Annotated in this window: 14 protein-coding genes; 2 read left to right on the top strand and 12 right to left on the bottom strand. The window is 66.3% G+C overall.

Annotated elements, in window-relative coordinates:
- Window positions 1-28: 28 nt before the first annotated feature.
- From miaA to tpx, 3 genes are read right to left on the bottom strand one after another with little or no spacing between them, the layout of a single operon-like run.
- Window positions 29-964, bottom strand: a complete 936-nt coding sequence (gene miaA, locus ACYVG8_RS10070; protein ID WP_460745684.1) for a tRNA (adenosine(37)-N6)-dimethylallyltransferase MiaA — start codon at window positions 962-964, stop codon at window positions 29-31.
- Between the two features lie 55 nt (window positions 965-1,019).
- Window positions 1,020-1,457 carry a MarR family winged helix-turn-helix transcriptional regulator gene (locus tag ACYVG8_RS10075; protein ID WP_028500026.1) on the bottom strand — a complete coding sequence of 146 codons (438 nt, stop codon included), beginning with the start codon at window positions 1,455-1,457 and terminating at the stop codon, window positions 1,020-1,022.
- A gap of 60 nt (window positions 1,458-1,517) precedes the next feature.
- Window positions 1,518-2,015 carry a thiol peroxidase gene (gene tpx, locus ACYVG8_RS10080; RefSeq protein WP_028500027.1) on the bottom strand — a complete coding sequence of 166 codons (498 nt, stop codon included), beginning with the start codon at window positions 2,013-2,015 and terminating at the stop codon, window positions 1,518-1,520.
- Window positions 2,016-2,297: 282 nt separating this feature from the next.
- Between tpx and ribA the strand changes: the two genes are divergently transcribed.
- A complete protein-coding gene (gene ribA / locus ACYVG8_RS10085; protein WP_084300239.1) occupies window positions 2,298-2,939 on the top strand; it encodes a GTP cyclohydrolase II in 642 nt (213 codons plus the stop codon).
- A 399-nt stretch (window positions 2,940-3,338) separates the two neighbouring features.
- Here ribA and ACYVG8_RS10090 read toward each other — a convergent pair whose 3' ends face one another.
- The 9 genes from ACYVG8_RS10090 to ACYVG8_RS10130 form a co-directional block, all read right to left on the bottom strand.
- Window positions 3,339-3,881: a hypoxanthine-guanine phosphoribosyltransferase gene (locus ACYVG8_RS10090; protein WP_028500029.1), complete on the bottom strand. Its 543-nt coding sequence runs from the start codon at window positions 3,879-3,881 to the stop codon at window positions 3,339-3,341.
- A gap of 116 nt (window positions 3,882-3,997) precedes the next feature.
- A complete protein-coding gene (gene galU / locus ACYVG8_RS10095; protein WP_028500030.1) occupies window positions 3,998-4,861 on the bottom strand; it encodes a UTP--glucose-1-phosphate uridylyltransferase GalU in 864 nt (287 codons plus the stop codon).
- A gap of 139 nt (window positions 4,862-5,000) precedes the next feature.
- Entirely contained in the window at window positions 5,001-6,164 is a 1,164-nt protein-coding gene (locus ACYVG8_RS10100) for a pyridoxal phosphate-dependent aminotransferase (RefSeq protein ID WP_107888694.1), read from the bottom strand.
- 246 nt (window positions 6,165-6,410) lie between these two features.
- On the bottom strand, window positions 6,411-8,483 hold the full coding sequence (ligA, locus tag ACYVG8_RS10105) for an NAD-dependent DNA ligase LigA (RefSeq protein ID WP_460745686.1): 2,073 nt from the start codon (window positions 8,481-8,483) through the stop codon (window positions 6,411-6,413).
- Entirely contained in the window at window positions 8,480-9,781 is a 1,302-nt protein-coding gene (locus ACYVG8_RS10110) for a cell division protein ZipA C-terminal FtsZ-binding domain-containing protein (protein ID WP_107888692.1), read from the bottom strand. Before ACYVG8_RS10110 ends, ligA begins: the two co-directional genes overlap by 4 nt.
- Window positions 9,782-9,880: 99 nt before the next feature.
- Entirely contained in the window at window positions 9,881-13,369 is a 3,489-nt protein-coding gene (smc, locus tag ACYVG8_RS10115; RefSeq protein WP_460745688.1) for a chromosome segregation protein SMC, read from the bottom strand.
- A gap of 118 nt (window positions 13,370-13,487) precedes the next feature.
- Window positions 13,488-13,733, bottom strand: coding sequence for a sulfurtransferase-like selenium metabolism protein YedF (gene yedF / locus ACYVG8_RS10120; protein ID WP_028500035.1), 246 nt, complete (start codon window positions 13,731-13,733; stop codon window positions 13,488-13,490).
- Window positions 13,730-15,052, bottom strand: a complete 1,323-nt coding sequence (yedE, locus tag ACYVG8_RS10125) for a selenium metabolism membrane protein YedE/FdhT (protein WP_255420247.1) — start codon at window positions 15,050-15,052, stop codon at window positions 13,730-13,732. The genes yedF and yedE overlap by 4 nt, the downstream gene beginning before the upstream one ends.
- Window positions 15,053-15,144: 92 nt before the next feature.
- Window positions 15,145-16,572, bottom strand: coding sequence for an aminotransferase-like domain-containing protein (locus ACYVG8_RS10130; RefSeq protein WP_460745689.1), 1,428 nt, complete (start codon window positions 16,570-16,572; stop codon window positions 15,145-15,147).
- Window positions 16,573-16,942: 370 nt separating this feature from the next.
- Between ACYVG8_RS10130 and ACYVG8_RS10135 the strand changes: the two genes are divergently transcribed.
- Window positions 16,943-18,060 (top strand): AMP-binding protein (locus tag ACYVG8_RS10135; RefSeq protein WP_460745691.1); only part of this gene is annotated, 1,118 nt, incomplete at its 3' end.

An 18,060-nucleotide genomic window follows, 5' to 3' on the forward strand; every position in this document is an offset into this window, starting at 1 on the left:
GGCCGCGACTTCGCGGCCGGGGCGTTGTTCATTCTGCGAGGAAGCGGGCGACCGCCGCGCTGGCCGGTTCGAGCAGCGGCTGCTGGCAATCCAGCCGGAGCAGGTCGGGCATCGAGCGCATCCAGGTCAGCTGGCGCTTGGCCAGCTGGCGGGTGGCGGCCACGCCCTGCTCGACAAAGGTGCGCTGGTCGCACTGGCCGTCGAGCAGCGACCAGGCCTGGCGGTAGCCAACGCAGCGGATCGACGGCAGATCGGCATGCAGGCCCGGATACTTGCTCCGCAGCGCGCGCACCTCGTCGAGAAAACCCGCTTCCAGCATCATCTGAAAACGCCGCTCGATGCGCTCGTGCAGCCAGGCGCGCTCCTGCGGCCACAGTGCCAGTTTCAGCACATCGTACGGCAGCGCTTCGCCCTGGCTTTGCTGATGGAAGGCCGACATCGGCGTACCGCTGATGCGCCAGACCTCCAGCGCACGCTGCAGGCGCTGGCTGTCGTTCGGCGCCAGTCGTGCGGCCGTGACCGGGTCGACGGCCGCCAGTTCGGCGTGGATGGCCGGCCAGCCGTGCAATGCCGCCTGATGGTCGATTTCGGCGCGGATCGCGGCATCAGCCTGCGGCAGGTCGGACAGGCCGGCACTCAGCGCGCGGTAATACAGCATGGTGCCGCCGACCAGCAGCGGAATGCGGCCGCGCGCGACGATATCGTCCATCAGCGCGCGCGCATCGCTGACAAACCGGGCTGCCGAATAGCTGTCCAGCGGTGACAGGATGTCGATCAGATGATGCGGGGCCTGGCGCAGTTCGTCGGCGGTCGGCTTGGCAGTGCCGATATCCATGTCCCGGTAGATCAGCGCCGAGTCGACGCTGATCAGTTCCAGCGGAAACCGTGCCTGCAGCGAGATGGCGAGACCGGTCTTGCCGCTGGCGGTCGGGCCGACAAGAAACAGGGCTTTGGGGCGGGGCATGGGCAGTATCAAATGACGGAGAAGGCGCGAAGGGTAGCAGAAGCGCCGGCCACGCTCACCCCGGCGGGGCGGCCAGCGTAGCCAATAGCGCCTGCAATTGCGCACGAAGCGTCGTGAACTCCGCCGGCGTCATCGACAGCTGGCACAGCATGGCCTCCGGAACCGACACGGCGCGCTGCTTCAGCGCCCAGCCGGCCTTTGTCAGGGAGATCATCACCCGCCGCTCGTCTTCCTCGGCGCGCTGGCGGGCAATCAGCCCCTGCGCCGCCAGCCGTTTCAGCAGCGGCGTCAGCGTGCCACTGTCCAGATACAGCAGACGGCCCAGTTCACCGACGGTTCTGGGCGCGTCTTCCCACAGCACCAGCATGACCAGATACTGTGGATAAGTCAGCCCGAGCGCTTCCAGCAACGGACGGTAGCGCCGCGTCAGCAGATTGCTGGCGGCGTACAGCGGGAAGCACAGTTGCTGGTCCAGTCTGAGCGGGTCGGTCATCGGTCTCTATCATTGGGGCGTTCCGGCCACAGCGGGGGCTGCGGCCGGAATGGCACGGGATTACAACACGGCGAGGGCGGCGCTGTAATCCGGTTCCTGGCCGATTTCGGCCACCAGTTCGGCATGCAGTACCTTGTCATGCTCGTCGAGGACCACGACCGCACGCGCTGCCAGGCTGGCCAGCGGCCCGGACGACTGCAGCACGCCGTAGTGAGCGAGGAACTCGCCGCCACGCAGTGTCGACAGTGTGACCACATTGTCGATGCCTTCGGCGCCGCAGAAGCGTTTCTGCGCGAACGGCAGGTCGGCCGAGATGCACAGCACCACCGTGTTGTTCAGTGCGGCCGCTTTTTCATTGAACTTGCGGACCGACATGGCGCAGGTCGGGGTGTCGACACTCGGAAAAATGTTCAGGATCTTGCGCTTGCCGGCGAACTGGCTCAACGGCACATCGGCCAGATCGGCGCCGACCAGCGTGAAAGCCGGGGCCGTGCTGCCCGGGGCCGGCAGCGTGCCGGTGACGTCGATCGGGGTGCCGCGAAGCGTAACGGTGGCCATGGTGAGACTCCTGTTCAGGTCGGGAAGGGAAACACGGGATGTGATGGCCTTTATCATAGGTCGTTAAATTGTATTGTGCAAAATATAATTTTGAGCAATACAATTCGTGAAAGCACAGCCAGTCTGATGATATCGATCGATATTTTCGTTCTAATCACGACTAAAACGACGTGTACACTGGGAACCCGGTCCACCCCGCGGGCGGTGGAGGATTGCCGTCACGCCCGTTGCTGATGGATGATGCGCGGCTCGCATGCCGCGTTACAGTAAGGAAGAAACAACATGTCATTGATGCCACCCGACTCCGCCGTTGCGCCCGGGACCCGCGCGTTGCGGGTCGAGGCGGTTGGCAGCGCCAGGCTGCCGACTGCACACGGGGAGTTCGTTGCGCACGCGTTCCGGGACCGCAGCAGCGGCATCGAACACCTTGCGCTGACCATGGGGTCGCCCTCCGGCGACGGCGTGCTGGCGCGGATGCACTCGGAGTGCCTGACCGGGGACGTGCTCGGTTCGCGCCGCTGCGATTGCGGCGAGCAACTGGATCTGGCGCTGCAGCGCATTGCCGAACAGGGGTGCGGTGTATTGCTGTACCTGCGCGGCCAGGAAGGGCGCGGGATCGGCATCGGGCACAAGATCCAGGCCTATGCGCTGCAGGACAGCGGGCTGGATACCGTGGCGGCCAATGTGGCGCTCGGCCTGCCGGTCGACGCGCGACGCTACGATTTTGCCGCCGACATACTGCGCCTGCTGGGCGTGCGATCGGTACGGCTGATGAGCAACAACCCGGACAAGAAGGTCGCCCTCGAAGCGGCCGGCATCCCGGTGACCGAACTGCTGCTGCACGCCGTGCCGCAGCACGCCGACAACCGGGCCTATCTGCAGACCAAGCGCACCCGGATGGGACACCTGCTCGACCCGGCATGACAGCCGCCGCGGAGGGCTGTCGCCCTCCGGGAGCTGCAATCAGTCGGGCCTGTACCGACGCCACTCAGGCCGTCGGTACTCACCATCACTTGCGCTGCCACGCAGAACGGACGAGCGAAGCGAGGTTTCCCCGCGGCGGCGGGGGCGGAAGGGGCCGGGCTCGACCAGGGCGCTGACGTGACCGCCAACGCTGCAATCAGTCGGGCCTGTACCGACGCCACTCAGGCCGTCGGTGCCCACCATCACTTGCGCTGCCACGCAGAACGGACGAGCGAAGCGAGGTTTCCCCGCGGCGGCGGGGACGGAAGGGGCCGGGCTCGACCAGGGCGCTGACGTGACCGCCAACGCTGCAATCAGTCGGGCCTGTACCGACGCCACTCAGGCCGTCGGTGCCCCCGGTTATTTCAGCGCATAAATGGCCGGCAGGTTGCGCCAGGCGCCGCGGACGTCCATGCCGTAACCGAACACATAGCGGTTCGGCACGTCGATACCGACAAAATCGGCCTTGATCGGCTTCGGCTTGTCGATCAGCTTGTTGGCGAACACGCCGCTGTAGAACGCCTTGGCACCCATTTCCATCACTTTTTCGCGGATGGCGGCCATGGTTTCGCCTTCGTCGAGGATGTCGTCCAGCACCAGCACCACCCGGTCGCGCACGTCTTCCTTCGGCGCGGTGCGCCAGGTGATGGCGCCGCCCTGGGTCTTGTCGCCGTAACGGCTGACGTGCACATAGTCGAAGTCGAGCGGGAATTGCAGACGCGGCAGCAGCTGGCCGGTAAACACCACGGCGCCACCCATCACGGACAGCACCAGCGGGTATTCGTCGCCCAGCAGCGCGGTGATTTCGGTCGCCATGCGGTCGACGGCGACGCTGACTTCTTCCGCCGTGAACAGCACGTCGGCGCTATTGAGCAAGCCACGGGCAGCGGCAACATTGGGCATGATCGGTTCCTTGAACAATATGGGGTAGGGCAAGGGAACGGAAACGGCGAAGCCGCTTCGCGAAGGAAGCGGCCTGGTCGATGACGGTTCCCCGCCGGTCGGACGCGATTCTAGCGTTATTTGCGCCCGGCCAGCCAGTTGTCGAACGCGGCGCCGACTTCCGGGTGCTTGAGTGCGAAATCCACCGTCGCTTTCAGATAGCCGAGCTTGGAGCCGCAGTCATAGCGGACGCCGCTCAGCGCCAGTGCGTGTACCGGCTCGTCGCGCATCAGCAGGTCGATGCCGTCGGTCAGCTGGATCTCGCCGCCGGCGCCGGGCTTGATCGCCCGCAGCTTGTCGAAAATGGCCGGGGTCAGGATATAGCGGCCGACCACGGCCAGATCGGACGGCGCATCCTGCGGTTTCGGCTTCTCGACGATGCTGGTCACGCGCTGCAGGCCGTTCTCGTCGCGTACTTCGACGATGCCGTAGGAGCCGGTTTCGCTGCGCGGTACGCGCTCGACGCCCAGCACCGAGCTGCCGGTGGTCTGGTAGCAGGAAATCATTTCTGCCATGGCGCCATTCGGCATGTCGATCAGGTCGTCGGCCAGGATGACCGCGAACGGCTCGTCGCCGACCGCCGGTCGTGCGCACAGCACGGCGTGACCGAGTCCCAGCGCTTCGGCCTGGCGGATATACACGCAGGATACATTCTTCGGCAGGATGTCCTGCACCGTGTCGAGCAGCACATGCTTGTTGCGCAGCTCCAGTTCGTTTTCCAGCTCGTAGGCCTTGTCGAAATGGTCCTCGATGGCGCGCTTGTTGCGCCCGGTAATGAACACCAGCTCGGTAATGCCTGCGGCGACCGCTTCCTCGACGGCATACTGGATCAGGGGCTTGTCCACCACTGGCAGCATTTCTTTCGGGCTGGCCTTGGTGGCGGGCAGAAAACGGGTGCCCATGCCGGCGACGGGGAATACGGCTTTACGGATCGGTTTCATGAAAAGTCTTCGTGTAATGGGATGCAGAGCAGCGTTTCCCGGCGCAAGACGGGATCGGTCGTCATAGTACCAGTGCCATAAAGCAAATCGGAGCCGGTGCTTGCACCAGGCTCCGATTTTTTCTGCTGCAGTCAGACGCTCAGACCAGCCCGTCGCGCCGCATGCCGTCCAGTACCTTGACGAAGGCGCGCATTTCCTCCGGGGTGCCGATGGTCAGGCGGTTCCAGCCATCGGTATGGTCGAACAGCCGTCCGACCAGGACGTGGCGCTTTTTCATCTCGGCCTGATAGGCGGTGGTGCTGCCCTTGATCCGGTGCATGATGAAGTTGGCCTGCGACGGCATGTAGTCGAGGTGCAGGCGCTTGAAGGCGTCGACGGCGATGGCCCGACCCTGCGCGGTCGAGGCCAGGCTGTGCCGGATCCATGCCGCATCTTCCAGCGAGGCGCGGGCGGTGGCGGCGCCGGCCAGGTTGATATTGTCGATCGAGATGTGCGCATCGTACTGGGCGATGGTGTCCGGATGGGCGAAGGCATAGCCGACGCGGACCCCGGCCAGACCGAAGACCTTGGAGCAGGTGCGCAGCACGATCACGTTTTTCCTGCCCTGTTTGACCCACTTGATCGCGCTCTGGTAACGCGGGTCGGTCACGTACTCGTGGTAGGCCTCGTCGACGATGAAGGTCACGCGATCCGGCGCGCTGGCGATCCACTTGTCGATCACGGCCGCCGGGGTGATGGTGGCGGTCGGGTTGTTCGGATTGCACAGATAGATGGTGCTCGGGCCCGGGTGGGCATCGGCGGCGGCACGCATGCCGGCAATGTCGAGCACATGATCGCGGGTCAGGCCGATCTTGACCGTTTTCAGACCCATGGCTTTGGCGTGGACCTCGGCGTTGTTGAAGGTCGGATCGGCGACCACCAACTGGGCATTCGGCGTCAGCGCTGCGTTCAGGACGGCGGTGTGGATCAGTTCGGACGAGCCGTTGCCGAGGATCACCTGCTTGTCGCTCAGCCCGTTGAGGCGGGCAATGGTGGCGACCAGCGCTTCGCGCGCGTCGTCCGGATAGCGGCATGACTGGCCGGGCAGCACGGCCGCCAGCGCCTGTTTGGCGCGCGGCGACATGCCCAGCGAGTTCTCGTTGAAATTCAGTCGCAGCGGCGTGTCGGCCGACGGAATGAATACCGCCGGGCTGTCATTGGCGGCCGGGGCCGCCGTTGCCGGGGTCTGCGCCACGGCTCGCGACCCCAGGGCGGCGAGGCCGACCAGCAAACCGGACGACTTGAGCAAAGTGCGACGATCCATGATGACTCCCATGAAGGTTTGATAAAAGCGGGTACGCAGGCAGTGACACTGCATTGCCGTTGATATTACGGAGCGGGTCGTCGCATTTGCTGGGTCACATCAAGGAAACCCCGGTCTGGCCACGAATGGTAATCAGGGGTCGCATTGCCGCAACCGTCATGCTGGCCAGATAGGCGAGGCAAATAAAAACGCCTGCAAGATATGTCTTGCAGGTGTTTTTGAGGGGGCCGGAGACGGAAAAGCGTCCTATGACCCAAGCAGTGCCAGCAGCCCGTCCTGGTCGAGAATGGCTACGCCGAGCGCCTGTGCCTTGTCCAGCTTGCTGCCCGCCGCGTCGCCGGCGACCACATAGTCGGTCTTTTTTGACACGCTGCCGGCCACCTTGCCGCCGGCGGCCTCGATGCGTGCCTTGGCGTCATCGCGGGTCAGGGTGGGCAGGGTGCCGGTCAGCACGAAGGTCTTGCCGGCCACGCCGTCGACGTAGCTGTCCGTAGTGGCTGCGACCTGCGGCCAGTCGACGCCAAGCGCGCACAGGTCAGCGACGACGTCGCGGTTATGCGACTCGGCGAAGAAGTCGACGATCGAGCGCGCGACGATCGGGCCGACATCCGGCACCGCGACCAGCGCGGTCTCGTCGGCGGCCATCAGCGCATCCAGGGTGCCGAAGTGGCGCGCCAGGTCGCGCGCGGTCGACTCGCCGACATTGCGGATGCCGAGCGCGTAGATAAAGCGCTCGAAACGGGTATGGCGGGCGACGTCGATCGCCTGTACCAGGTTCTGCGCGCTCTTGTCGCCCATGCGATCGAGCCCGGCCAGCTGATCGGCCTGCAGCCGGAACAGATCGGCCGGCGTGGTCACCCACTGCTTTTCCACCAGCTGGTCGACCAGTTTTTCGCCCAGACCCTCGATATCCAGTGCCCGCCGGCTGGCGAAGTGCTGCAGCGCCTGCTTGCGCTGGGCCGAGCAGTACAGCCCGCCGGAGCAGCGCGCGATGGCTTCGTCCTCGGCGCGGACGATATGCGAGCCGCAGACCGGGCATTGCGTCGGCATGACGAATTCAGCGGCATCGGCCGGCCGGCGGTCGGCGACGGCGGCCACGACTTCCGGGATCACGTCGCCGGCGCGGCGGACGATCACGGTGTCGCCGATGCGGATGTCCTTGCGCCGGACCTCGTCTTCATTGTGCAGCGTGGCATTGGTCACGGTCACGCCGCCGACGAACACCGGCTGCAGGCGGGCGACCGGGGTCACGGCGCCGGTGCGGCCGACCTGGACCGTGATCGCCTCGACCACGGTCAGTGCTTCCTCGGCCGGAAACTTGTGCGCGATCGCGAAGCGCGGTGCGCGCGACACAAAGCCGAGCTGATGCTGGTCGGCGACGGCATTGACCTTGTACACCACGCCATCGATATCGAACGGCAGCGTGGCGCGCCGTTCGAGAATGGACTCGTACTCGTGGATCAGCGCCTCGACCCCGCACACCACCGTACGCTCGCGGCAGACCGGGAAGCCCAGCTGCTGCAGCCAGTCCATGGTGGCGGAATGGGATGGCGGCGCGTCGGCGCCGTCCGGTTCGACCAGCGAGTAGGCGAAGAAAGCCAGCCGGCGGCTGGCCGTGATGCGGGAATCGAGCTGGCGCAGGCTGCCGGCGGCGGCATTGCGCGGATTGACGAAGACCTTGAGGCCGGCGGCGGCCTGGTCGGCGTTCAGCCGCTCGAAGTCGCGCTTCAGCATCAGCACTTCGCCGCGCACTTCCAGTCGTGCCGGCAACGGTGTGGCAAACAGGTCGGTCGCCGGCGGGGGTGTCAGCCGCAGCGGGATCGACTGCACGGTGCGCAGGTTCTCGGTCACGTTCTCGCCGGTGCTGCCGTCACCACGGGTCGCGCCCTGCACGAACACACCGTCCTCGTACACCAGGCTGACGGCCAGACCGTCGAATTTCGGTTCGACTGCGTATTCGACCCGCTCGCGGCCGAGGCCTTCGCGCACGCGGGCATCGAAGGCCAGCAGCTCGGCATGGCGCTGAGCCGGGTCGTCGGCCTGCATATCGGAAAAGACGTTGTTCAGCGACAGCATCGGTACTGCATGGCGGACTTCGCCGAACGCGGCCAGCGGCAGGCCGCCGACACGCTGACTGGGCGAGTCGGCACTGCGCAGTTCGGGGTGCGCGCGTTCCAGCTCGCACAGTTCGCGGAAGCGCAGATCGTATTCGGCGTCGGGCACGCTGGGTGCGTCGAGCACGTAATACTCGTGATTGTAACGATGCAAAAGCGCGCGCAGCTGGGCTGCGCGCGCGGCAGGTGATGCGGAGAGGGTCATGCGAACAGGCGTAGGGCGGCAATGGAGCCGGGGGCGATGCCGCGGTCATCCATGCGGGAGTGGATCTGGGCCAGCTGCTGGCGGATGACCGCCAGGCTGGCATCGGAAAGCGGGCGACGGGTGTCGTCGACCAGCTCGGCATCGAGCAGCTGCGCCAGTTGGCGCGAGAAGGCGACTGCACGCTCGAACACGTCGGCACTGCCGGCCACGCGCGGCACGTCGAAAACCAGCGAAATGCGGCTGTAGCGCTTTTCCAGCAGGTCCTGCAGCGAGAACGGTCGGTCGTCGCCGCTGGACAGGCAGTACAGGCTGTTGCCGGACTCGGACAGGTAGTGGAAGCGGCCGTCGGCCTCCAGATGCATGCCGTGGGCTTCGGCCAGGCTGCGCAGTTTGGTGCCGTAGAACGGCTTGTGCGCGATCAGGTTCAGGTTGATCAGCACGTCGACATCGGCGCAGAAGCGGTCGAGTTCGCGCGCGGCCGCCAGCGTCGGCTGGCTCTGCGGCAGGGTGACCAGACCGCCATGGTGGGCGGCAAAGTCTTCGACCTGATCAACGAACTGGCCGATCTCGGCTTCGCTGACCGCGCCGCCGCGATCGACCAGTTGCAGGCCGATATGGACGTGGCTGACCGGCGTGGCCGGCGGGGCACCATTGGCGACCAGCCATTCACCCTGGGCACTGCGGGCAATGACCTGAATGCGGCGCTGGGCGTCGATGCGCGGCCAGGCCTGCAGCGTCGCCGCCGGGGAGAAGGCCACCTCGGCGATAAAGTCGAGCGTCGGTTCCAGCATCGACACGATCAGGGCCTGGCGGTCGGCACCGTTGATGGCGCTGACGACCGGCTCGGCATCGAACGACGGTTCCTGCGGGTCTTCCGCGACCAGGGGGGCCGGCTCGTCGGCCAGGTCCGGCAACGGCGATTCCACCTCTTCAGTCTGCGGGACGGCCGGCTGCTGTGCCAGACGCGGCTCGGACGCCTCGTCCAGCTCCGGCAGCGGTGCATCGTCATCGGGCAGGCTGTCGCGCGGGGCTGCGACCGGCTCGGCATCGGTGGCACTGAAGGCGGTCAGCGACTCGCGCGGCGCGTCGTCATCGGCCAGCAGGCTCGGTTCCAGCCGCTCGGCGCTGCCGTCGCGAACCTGGTGGTTCGGCGTGTCCAGTAGCGGGTCGGACTGATTCTGGCGGAACGACTCAGCGGTTTTTCTGCGGAAGCGCTGTTCCTGCCAGACGTTGTAGCCGTACACCACTGCGATCACGGCGACAGCGAGTGCAATGAGGGCATAGTGCAGATCGGTCATGAGTGCGGTTTCCGTTGCAAAAGCGATATTCCGACGATTATAGCGGCGGCACGCCACTTGACGACCCGCTACGGACAATTTAGCTGCAGACCGTCCTTGCTACATCGCTTCCCGCATGCGCAGCGCCTCGACGATATCGACCGCGACGATGCGCGAGACCCCCTGTTCCTGCATGGTCACGCCGACCAGCTGTTCGGCCATTTCCATGGTCAGCCGGTTATGGCTGATATAGAGAAACTGGGTTTTGTCGGCCATTTTCTTCACCAGCTCGCAGAAACGGCCGGTATTGGCGTCGTCCAGGGGCGCATCGACCTCGTCCAGCAGGCAGAACGGCGCCGGATTGAGCTGGAACAGCGAAAACACCAGACTCATCGCCGTCAGCGCCTTTTCGCCGCCGGACAGCAGGTGGATGGTGCTGTTCTTCTTGCCCGGCGGCTGGGCGATGATCTGGATGCCGGCATCGAGCAGATCCTCGCCGGTCAGGACCAGTCGCGCCTGGCCGCCGCCGAACAGCAGCGGGAACAGTTCCATCATCGAGGCATTGACCGCCTCGAAGGTGCTGCGCAACTGTTCTCGGGTTTCGCCGTCGATGCGGGTGATCGCCTGCTCCAGCGTCGCCATGGCCGCAACCAGATCCTCGTGCTGCGCCAGCAGATAGGTTTCGCGCTCGCGTGCCCCGCTCAGTTCGTCCAGCGCGGCCAGGTTGACCGCGCCAAGCGCATTCAGCGCCTGGGCCAGCTTGCCGATGTCCGCGGTCAGCGTCGCGGCCTTCCGGCCCTCGCTCAGCCGCGCCACCAGCGCATCTTCGTCAGCCCTGGCCTCGCGCAGTTCCTCGTCATAGCGCTCGAACGCCAGCTTGGCTTCCTGCGCTTTCAGCAGCATCTGGCTGATCGCGTCGCGTACCGGCGCCAGCCCGCTGTCGGCATCGTGCCGGGCGCGGGTCAGCTCGCGCAGTCGCTGCTCGGCCGCCTGCGATGTCTCGCGCGCGGCGGTGACGGCGTCCTGGGCCTGTTCGCGGGCATACAGCGCTTCATGCAGCCGGTCGGCCAGATCGTCGTCGTCGAAGGTTTCGCGTTCGATCGCCAGCGCTTCGAGTTTCTCGGCCAGGATATCCAGCCGTTCGTTCAGTTCGCCCCGGCGGCGTTCCAGCTCGCTGACCCGCTGCTGGCTGCTGGCCAGCGCAAAGCGGGTTTCCTGTCCCTGCCGCTCCAGTTCGCGCGCCTTGTCGCGCGCCAGCGCCAGACCGGTCTCGGCGTCCAGTCGCGCCACGCGTGCCTGTTCCTGTGCGGCGGCGACTTCGTCCAGCGACAGCTGGGCTTCCTCCGCACTCAACTGTGCTTCCTCGATCTGCAGACGTTCGCTGGCATCATCGTCGTCCAGCCGCTGCAACTCGTCGGCGATGGCCTGGGCACGCGCCTCGCCCTGATGCTTCTTCTGCTCGATGGCCGACAGGGTCATGCGTGCGTCGGTGTCCGCCTGCTGGGCCGCGGCCTGGGCATCGCGGGCGGCGGCAATGGCGTCGCGGGTCGCGGCGCGCTCGCTGTCCAGCGTGGTCAGCCGCGCTTCCAGCGCCAGCAGCTGCGGCTGTTGCCGGTCGCGTTGCGCCAGCAGCGCGTCACGTTCGGCGCGGCGGGCCACGATCGAGGTTTCCCCGCGCTGGGCGTGATAGTGGATGCCATGGCGGCTGACGGCATGCCCGTCCACGGTATAGCAGCGACCGCCCGGCGGCAGGCTGTCGCGCAGGGCAAGGGCGGCGTCCAGCGAGTCGGCGGCGAAACACAGAGCCAGCGTATCGCCCAGCAGTGGCGCAAAGCGTGCATCGTCCAGCGTGATGTGGCGCAGCAACGGCGTCAGCGCTGACGGCGGCAGCGCCGGTGCGGCTGCCTCGCGTGCCAGCACCAGCGGCGCCGGCGGGGTGTCGCTCGGCAGCGTTGCGCTCAGGCGCGCCGTGGCGGTATGGGCGAGGGCGGCTTCCAGCGCGGTTTCCCAGCCGGCGTCGATGCGCAGTGCATCGAGCAGTTGCGGCGCGTCGGCCAGTTGCTGGCGGGCGAGCCAGTCGCCCATGCCGGCACGGGCCTGCGCCGCATCGAGCAGCTTGGTCAGGGCGCCGGCCTCGGCGTCGAGCGCCGACAGCGCATCGCGCTGGCTTGCACGCTCGCGATCGACCGCCTGCCGTTCGCGGTCGAGCTCGGCCAGACGGTTTTCCTCGTGGTCGACGGCCTGGCGCGCGGTATCCAGCGCACTGGCGGACTGACGGGCGGCATCGGCGGCATCGGCCAGTTCGCCGGCGGCCGGCAGTGCCAGTTCGGCATGTTCGTCGCGCAGCCGGCCACGGCGTTCCTGCAACTGGGCCAGCGTGCGCTGGCCGGCGGCGGCGCGCTGCTCGGCCAGGTCGCGGCCCCGGGTCAGTTCGGCGACCTTGTTGGTCAGCGCGGCCAGCTGGCTGTCGCGGCTGCGGAACTGCTGCTCGGCATCCGGCAGGCTGCCATCGCCGCCGTCCAGCGCCATCTGCGCTTCCTCGGCCGCGTACCGGGCTTCGTCACGGCGTTCGGTCCATTCGGCCAGTTCGGTCTCGATCTGGTGCGCCTGGCTGGCGAGTGCCGATTGTTCGGTGCGGGCGCTGGCGAATTCGCGCTCGACCCGCGCCCGGGTGTCCTGATGATGTCGTGCCTGTTCTTCCAGCCGCGCGACCTGCGCCGACAGATCGGCCAGGTGCTGCTGGCGGGTGCTGACTTCGTCGCCGGCCGCGAAATGCGCTTCGCGTGCCGCTTCGATCGCCGCGTCCAGCTCGGTGCCGCGTGACGACAGCATCGCCAGCTCGGTTTCCAGTCGCGCCAGTTCGGCACTGGCCTTCGCCTCGGCTTCCTGTGCATCGCGCTTGCGCGTCAGCGCCAGCAGGTTCTGCAGCTCGGCCAGTTCGTCGCGCATGCCCTGGTAGCGCTGCGCGACCTCGGCCTGTTCGGCCAGTTTTTCGACCTGACGGGTCAGTTCCTCGCGGATATCGTGCAGGCGGGCGAGGTTGTCACGGGTATCGGCCAGCCGCGACTCGGTTTCCTTGCGGCGCTCCTTGTACTTGGATACGCCGGCGGCTTCTTCCAGATAGGCACGCAGTTCTTCCGGGCGGGCCTCGATAATGCGCGAGATCATGCCCTGTTCAATGACCGCATAGCCCTTGGTGCCGACGCCGGTGCCAAGAAACAGGTCGGCGATATCGCGCCGGCGCACCTGCTGGCCATTGATCCAGTAGCTCGATTCCCCCTGCCGGGTCAGTACGCGCTTGATGGCGATTTCAGTGTACTGGCCCCAGGTGCCGGATGCGCGGCCCTCGCCATTGTCGAATACCAGTTCGACCGAGGCCCGGCTGCCGGGCTTGCGCGTGCCGGAGCCGTTGAAGATCACGTCCTGCATCGACTCGCCACGCAGCTGCTTGGCCGAGGATTCACCCAGCACCCAGCGCACGGCGTCGATCACGTTCGATTTGCCGCAGCCGTTCGGGCCGCAGACGGCGACCAGTTGACCCGGCACCGGGATCGAGGTCGGGTCGACGAAGGATTTGAAGCCGGCGAGTTTGATATGGGTGAGGCGCACGTTGAACCCGGGGGGCGGTAGAGTCGATGCGCATTTTACGTGAAGCGGCAGCGGACAGGCCCGCGAGATGCGGGCCTGTCAGGAGGGGGCGTTTTTTACCGGCAGCCGGTCTTGCGCTTCAGGCTTTCGGTACGCGGATCAGATAACGGATGGTCGGGCCGTCCTGCTGGATGTCGAGCATCTCGTAGCCGTGGTTGCGGGCGTCGAGCGGGATGTTGTTGATCGACTGCGGGCAGTCGCTGATCACTTCCAGCACCTGGCCCGGCGCCAGCTGCGGCAGCGCTTCCAGCGTGGCGACGGCAGGATACGGGCACGGTTCACCGACCATGTCGAGGCGGAAATCGGGGGCGGGCAGCGTGCTCATGCGGACTCCTTGGCAAGACGGGGGGCAGCGGTCGACTGGCGGGCGAAGAAGCGTTTTTCCCACCACAGGATCAGGCCGAAGGCGACCGCCAGCAGCAGATAGGTGACAAACAGGCCGCCAATCGGGCCGAACTGCTGCAACAGATTGATTTTTTCGTAGTTGGTAGCGAGAGCCGGGGCCACATCGTCCCAGACGTAGGCGAGGGCGGTCGCGCCGATGATATTGCCGAGGCCGACCCACCAGTAGTGAACCTGGCCTTCGACCGCGCGGTACATCCAGCCGGTTTCGCAGCCGCCGGCCAGCACGATGCCGAAGCCGAACAGCAGACCGCCGATGACGGCATTCGGGCCGGCCCACAGGATCTTCGGCTCGGCGCCCATCTGCACATAGCTGAAGATGCCGATGGCGCTGACCGCCATGCCGAGGATGATGGCTTTGGCCATCTGCGTGCGGCCGGTGATCCACAGGTCGCGGAACGCCGAGGTGAAGCAGACTTGCGCGCGCTCGATGATCAGGCCGAAAGCCAGCCCGAACAGGGCGGCAAAACCGAGTTTCGGCGCATCGAAGGCCCGGGCGACGGCCCACAGCACAAAGGCGACGAACACCAGCATGCCGATGCGGAAGCGGCGGGCGGCCACGGCCGGATCGGCGGTCAGCGCGGTGGCGGCGGAGACTTTCTGCAGCTTGACCGGGATGCGGAACATCGGCAGCAGCGTGAAGCGGGCGCCGAAGTACGAACCGGCAGCGGTGGCCAGCGCGAAGAACCACGCATGCAGCGAGAACTGCGGGATGCCGGTAAAGAAGGCCGCCAGGTTGCAGCCCATCGCCAGCCGGGCGCCGAAGCCGGCGATGATGCCGCCGATCACGGCCTGGGCGATGCGGATGCGGTGCTGCGGCACGCGCAGCTTGACGTTGTTCGCCCACAGCGCGGCGGACAGGCAGCCGGCGAACATGCCGATGATCATCATCCCGTCGACGCGCGTCAGCGGCGTGCCGTCGAGGTGGATCACCTTGAAATAGCCCCAGGTCTCCGGATGGAAGCCGGCGAACTGCAGCAGATGGCCACCCCAGCGGGTGAATTCGCCGGTCACGGCCCAGAAGGTGCCGGTCAGGCCGAAGTAGTAGGTGGCCAGCACGCCAGCGGCGATGACGGCCGGTACCGGATTCCAGAACTTGATCAGGTATTGTTGTTTGAATGACTCCCAGGTCATGGGATGGGGCTCCGGGAAGGCACGCGACGAGCGCCGCGTGAGGGTTAGGCGCCGCGGGGGACGACAAGGGACAGGGGCGTCGCGAAAGACGCCCGATAGATACGGTATAGGCCAGCCCGCATGGAGGGGGCCGGCCGGCGCGGGGCAGGATTATCGCAAAATCCGGCCGGTTCCGCCCGCGCGTTCGTGCCGGGCGGGGCTCAGGCCTGCCGTTGCCGCCGTGCCAGTTCGCCGAGTCGTGCCAGCCGTGCCGCCTGTCCGGCATTCCATGGTGCGGCGCCGGACAGGCGCAGGCAGTTGCGGAAACCGCCGCATGGCGAGAACAGCGGACCGGGGGCGAAGTCGATGCCTTCGGCAATGGCGGCATGGAACAGTTCCACGCTGTCGAACGGCTCCGGCAGCGCCAGCCACAGCACGAATCCGCCCTGTGGTTCGGAGATCCGGGTGCCGGCCGGGAAGTGCTCGCGGACGGCGGCAGTCAGCATCCGCATCTGGCTGACCAGCGCCCGGCGGAAGGCGCGCATGTGGCGCGCATAGCCGCCATTTTCCAGGAAGCGCGCCAGCACCACCTGCGACAGGCGCGAGGTCGAGTGCGTACCGATGTATTTCTGCAACTCGACGCTGGCGCGGAAGCGGCCGGCTTCGACCCAGCCGACGCGCAGGCCGGGGGCGACATTCTTGGTCAGTGACGCGCAGTACAGCACATTGCCGGCGGTATCGAACGCCTTGACCGGGCGCGGGCGGCGCGGACCGAAATGGAATTCGCCATAGATGTCGTCCTCGATCAGCGGAATGTCGCGCGCCGCCAGCAGCGACGCCAGCCTTGCCTTGGCCTCGTCCGGCATCAGGCTGCCCAGCGGGTTGGAAAAGTTGGGTACCAGCACGACCGCCTGCACGGCGCCGTTGCGGGTGGCCTGCTCCAGCGCGTCGAGTGAAATGCCGGTCTGCGGGTCGGTCGGAATCTCCAGCGCCTGCAGTCCCAGCGTCTCCAGACAGCGCAGCAGCGTGTAGTAGGCCGGCGACTCGATGGCGACCACATCGCCGGGGCGGGTCAGGGCACGCAGGCACAGGTTCAGGGCTTCCAGCGCACCATGGGTGACGACAATGTCGTCGACGGCGAAGCGTCCGCCCCATTCCATTGCCTGGCGGGCGATCTGGCGGCGCAGTTCGATCGCGCCGGCCGGGTGGCCATAGTCGGCCAGCAGCTCGGGCTGACGGCGCACGGTATCGCTCATCAGCCGGGAGATCGCCGCCAGCGGCAGGTGTGCCGCCGATGGCGTTGCGCTGCGAAAACCGCCCATGCCGCAGTCGGCTTCCTGGGTATGAACCTGCACGTATTGCCAGAGCAGCGGATCGACCGTCACCGGTACCGGTACCGGAAGAGCCGGCGGTGACGGGGGGGGCGGGCGGCGCGGGCGCACATAAAAGCCGGACTGGGGCCGGGCTTCGATCAGACCGCGGTCCTCCAGCAGGCGGAACGCCTGCTGGACGGTCGACAGGCTGACCTGACGACGGGCACGCAGCTCGCGCAGGGACGGCAGGCGGTCGCCATGACGCAGCGTACCGGCGGCGATCTGGCCGGCGATGTCGTCGGCCAGGCGCTGATAGAGGGGAAGCGGCGGGGTCATGCCGACATGCTAACGGCTGGGCGCGACTTGCACAGGGACAGTTGTCGCCCGACTGGACCGGTACAGCCGGTCGGGCCGGGAAATTGTATCGACTCAGCTTGTCGATATCAGTTCGATATAGCGATTTTTACGTGAATAACGGTTTTTCATATGCGAATTTACAACTTTCAATCGCTTGAAAATGCGTAAAAGCGTCACATTCCAGTGCAAAACAGGGGATTTGGCGCAAAAGGCCAACAAACGGTTTCCACGGCTATGTTTCTGTTGTCCGCGCCGACATAGCATGGCTCGAAAATGCCTCCCGCCTGCCGGCCTGTCCGGCTGGAGCGGGGGCAGACAACGATCCCTCTACAAAGCGGAAGCCCCGACCATGTCCACTCTGACCCCCCTTGCGCTGGAGCGACGCTGTTTCGCTCCGGGCGACGCCTTTCGCCAGGCAGCCACCCTGTCCGGCATGGCAGCCTGCAACGCCGTCTGCGAACGCGCGAACAACGATTACGAAGGCTTCTGGGCCGACCTGGCCCGCGAACTGCTGAGCTGGCACAAGCCGTTCACCCGCACCTTCGACGGCAGCAATGCCCCGTTCTTCAAATGGTTCGACGATGGCCTGCTGAACGTCTCCTGGAATTGCCTTGACCGTCACCTCGACCAGCATGGCGACAAGACCGCCATCATTTTCGAGTCCGATGACGGACAGTCCACCCCGATCAGCTACCGCAGCCTGTATGAACAGGTGTGCCAGTTTGCCAACGGCCTGAAAAAGCTCGGCGTGGAAAAGGGTGACCGCGTGGTCATCTACATGCCGATGACGGTGCAGGCCGTCATTGCCATGCAGGCTTGCGCCCGCATCGGCGCCATTCACTCGGTGGTGTTCGGCGGCTTCTCCGCCGGCGCGCTGCGCGACCGCATCATCGATGCCGGCGCCAAAATCGTCATTACCGCCAACGAAGGCATGCGCGGCGGCAAGACCGTGCCGCTGAAGGCGACTGTTGACGAAGCGCTGGACGCCGGCGGTTGCGACAGCATCGAGAAGGTTATCGTGCAGAAGCGTACCGCCGGCAATACGCCGATGGGTGCGCGCGACATCGGCTGGGACGAGCTGACCGCCGGCCTGCCGCTCGACTGCGAACCGACCTGGGTCGAAGCTGACCACCCGCTGTTTATCCTGTACACCTCCGGTTCGACCGGCAAGCCGAAGGGCATCCAGCATTCGAGCGCCGGCTATCTGCTCGGCGCCGCCAACAGCTTCCGCTGGGCGTTCGACTACAAGCCGGACGACGTGTTCTGGTGCACGGCCGACGTCGGCTGGATCACCGGCCACACCTACATCTGCTACGGCCCGCTGGCGATGGGCGCGACCCAGGTCGTGTTCGAGGGCGTGCCGACCTACCCGGACGCCAGCCGCTTCTGGAGCATGATCGAACGCCACAAGGTCACCACCTTCTACACCGCCCCGACGGCGATCCGTTCGCTGATCAAGCTCGGCGC

The sequence above is a fragment of the Microvirgula curvata genome, assembly GCF_054781615.1.

Coding starts and splice junctions, on each gene's coding strand:
- miaA (WP_460745684.1), bottom strand. CDS start 964: ATGCCCCGCCCCAAAGCCCTGTTTCTTGTCGGCCCGACCGCCAGCGGC.
- ACYVG8_RS10075 (WP_028500026.1), bottom strand. CDS start 1,457: ATGACCGACCCGCTCAGACTGGACCAGCAACTGTGCTTCCCGCTGTAC.
- tpx (WP_028500027.1), bottom strand. CDS start 2,015: ATGGCCACCGTTACGCTTCGCGGCACCCCGATCGACGTCACCGGCACG.
- ribA (WP_084300239.1), top strand. CDS start 2,298: ATGTCATTGATGCCACCCGACTCCGCCGTTGCGCCCGGGACCCGCGCG.
- ACYVG8_RS10090 (WP_028500029.1), bottom strand. CDS start 3,881: ATGCCCAATGTTGCCGCTGCCCGTGGCTTGCTCAATAGCGCCGACGTG.
- galU (WP_028500030.1), bottom strand. CDS start 4,861: ATGAAACCGATCCGTAAAGCCGTATTCCCCGTCGCCGGCATGGGCACC.
- ACYVG8_RS10100 (WP_107888694.1), bottom strand. CDS start 6,164: ATGGATCGTCGCACTTTGCTCAAGTCGTCCGGTTTGCTGGTCGGCCTC.
- ligA (WP_460745686.1), bottom strand. CDS start 8,483: ATGACCCTCTCCGCATCACCTGCCGCGCGCGCAGCCCAGCTGCGCGCG.
- ACYVG8_RS10110 (WP_107888692.1), bottom strand. CDS start 9,781: ATGACCGATCTGCACTATGCCCTCATTGCACTCGCTGTCGCCGTGATC.
- yedF (WP_028500035.1), bottom strand. CDS start 13,733: ATGAGCACGCTGCCCGCCCCCGATTTCCGCCTCGACATGGTCGGTGAA.
- ACYVG8_RS10130 (WP_460745689.1), bottom strand. CDS start 16,572: ATGACCCCGCCGCTTCCCCTCTATCAGCGCCTGGCCGACGACATCGCC.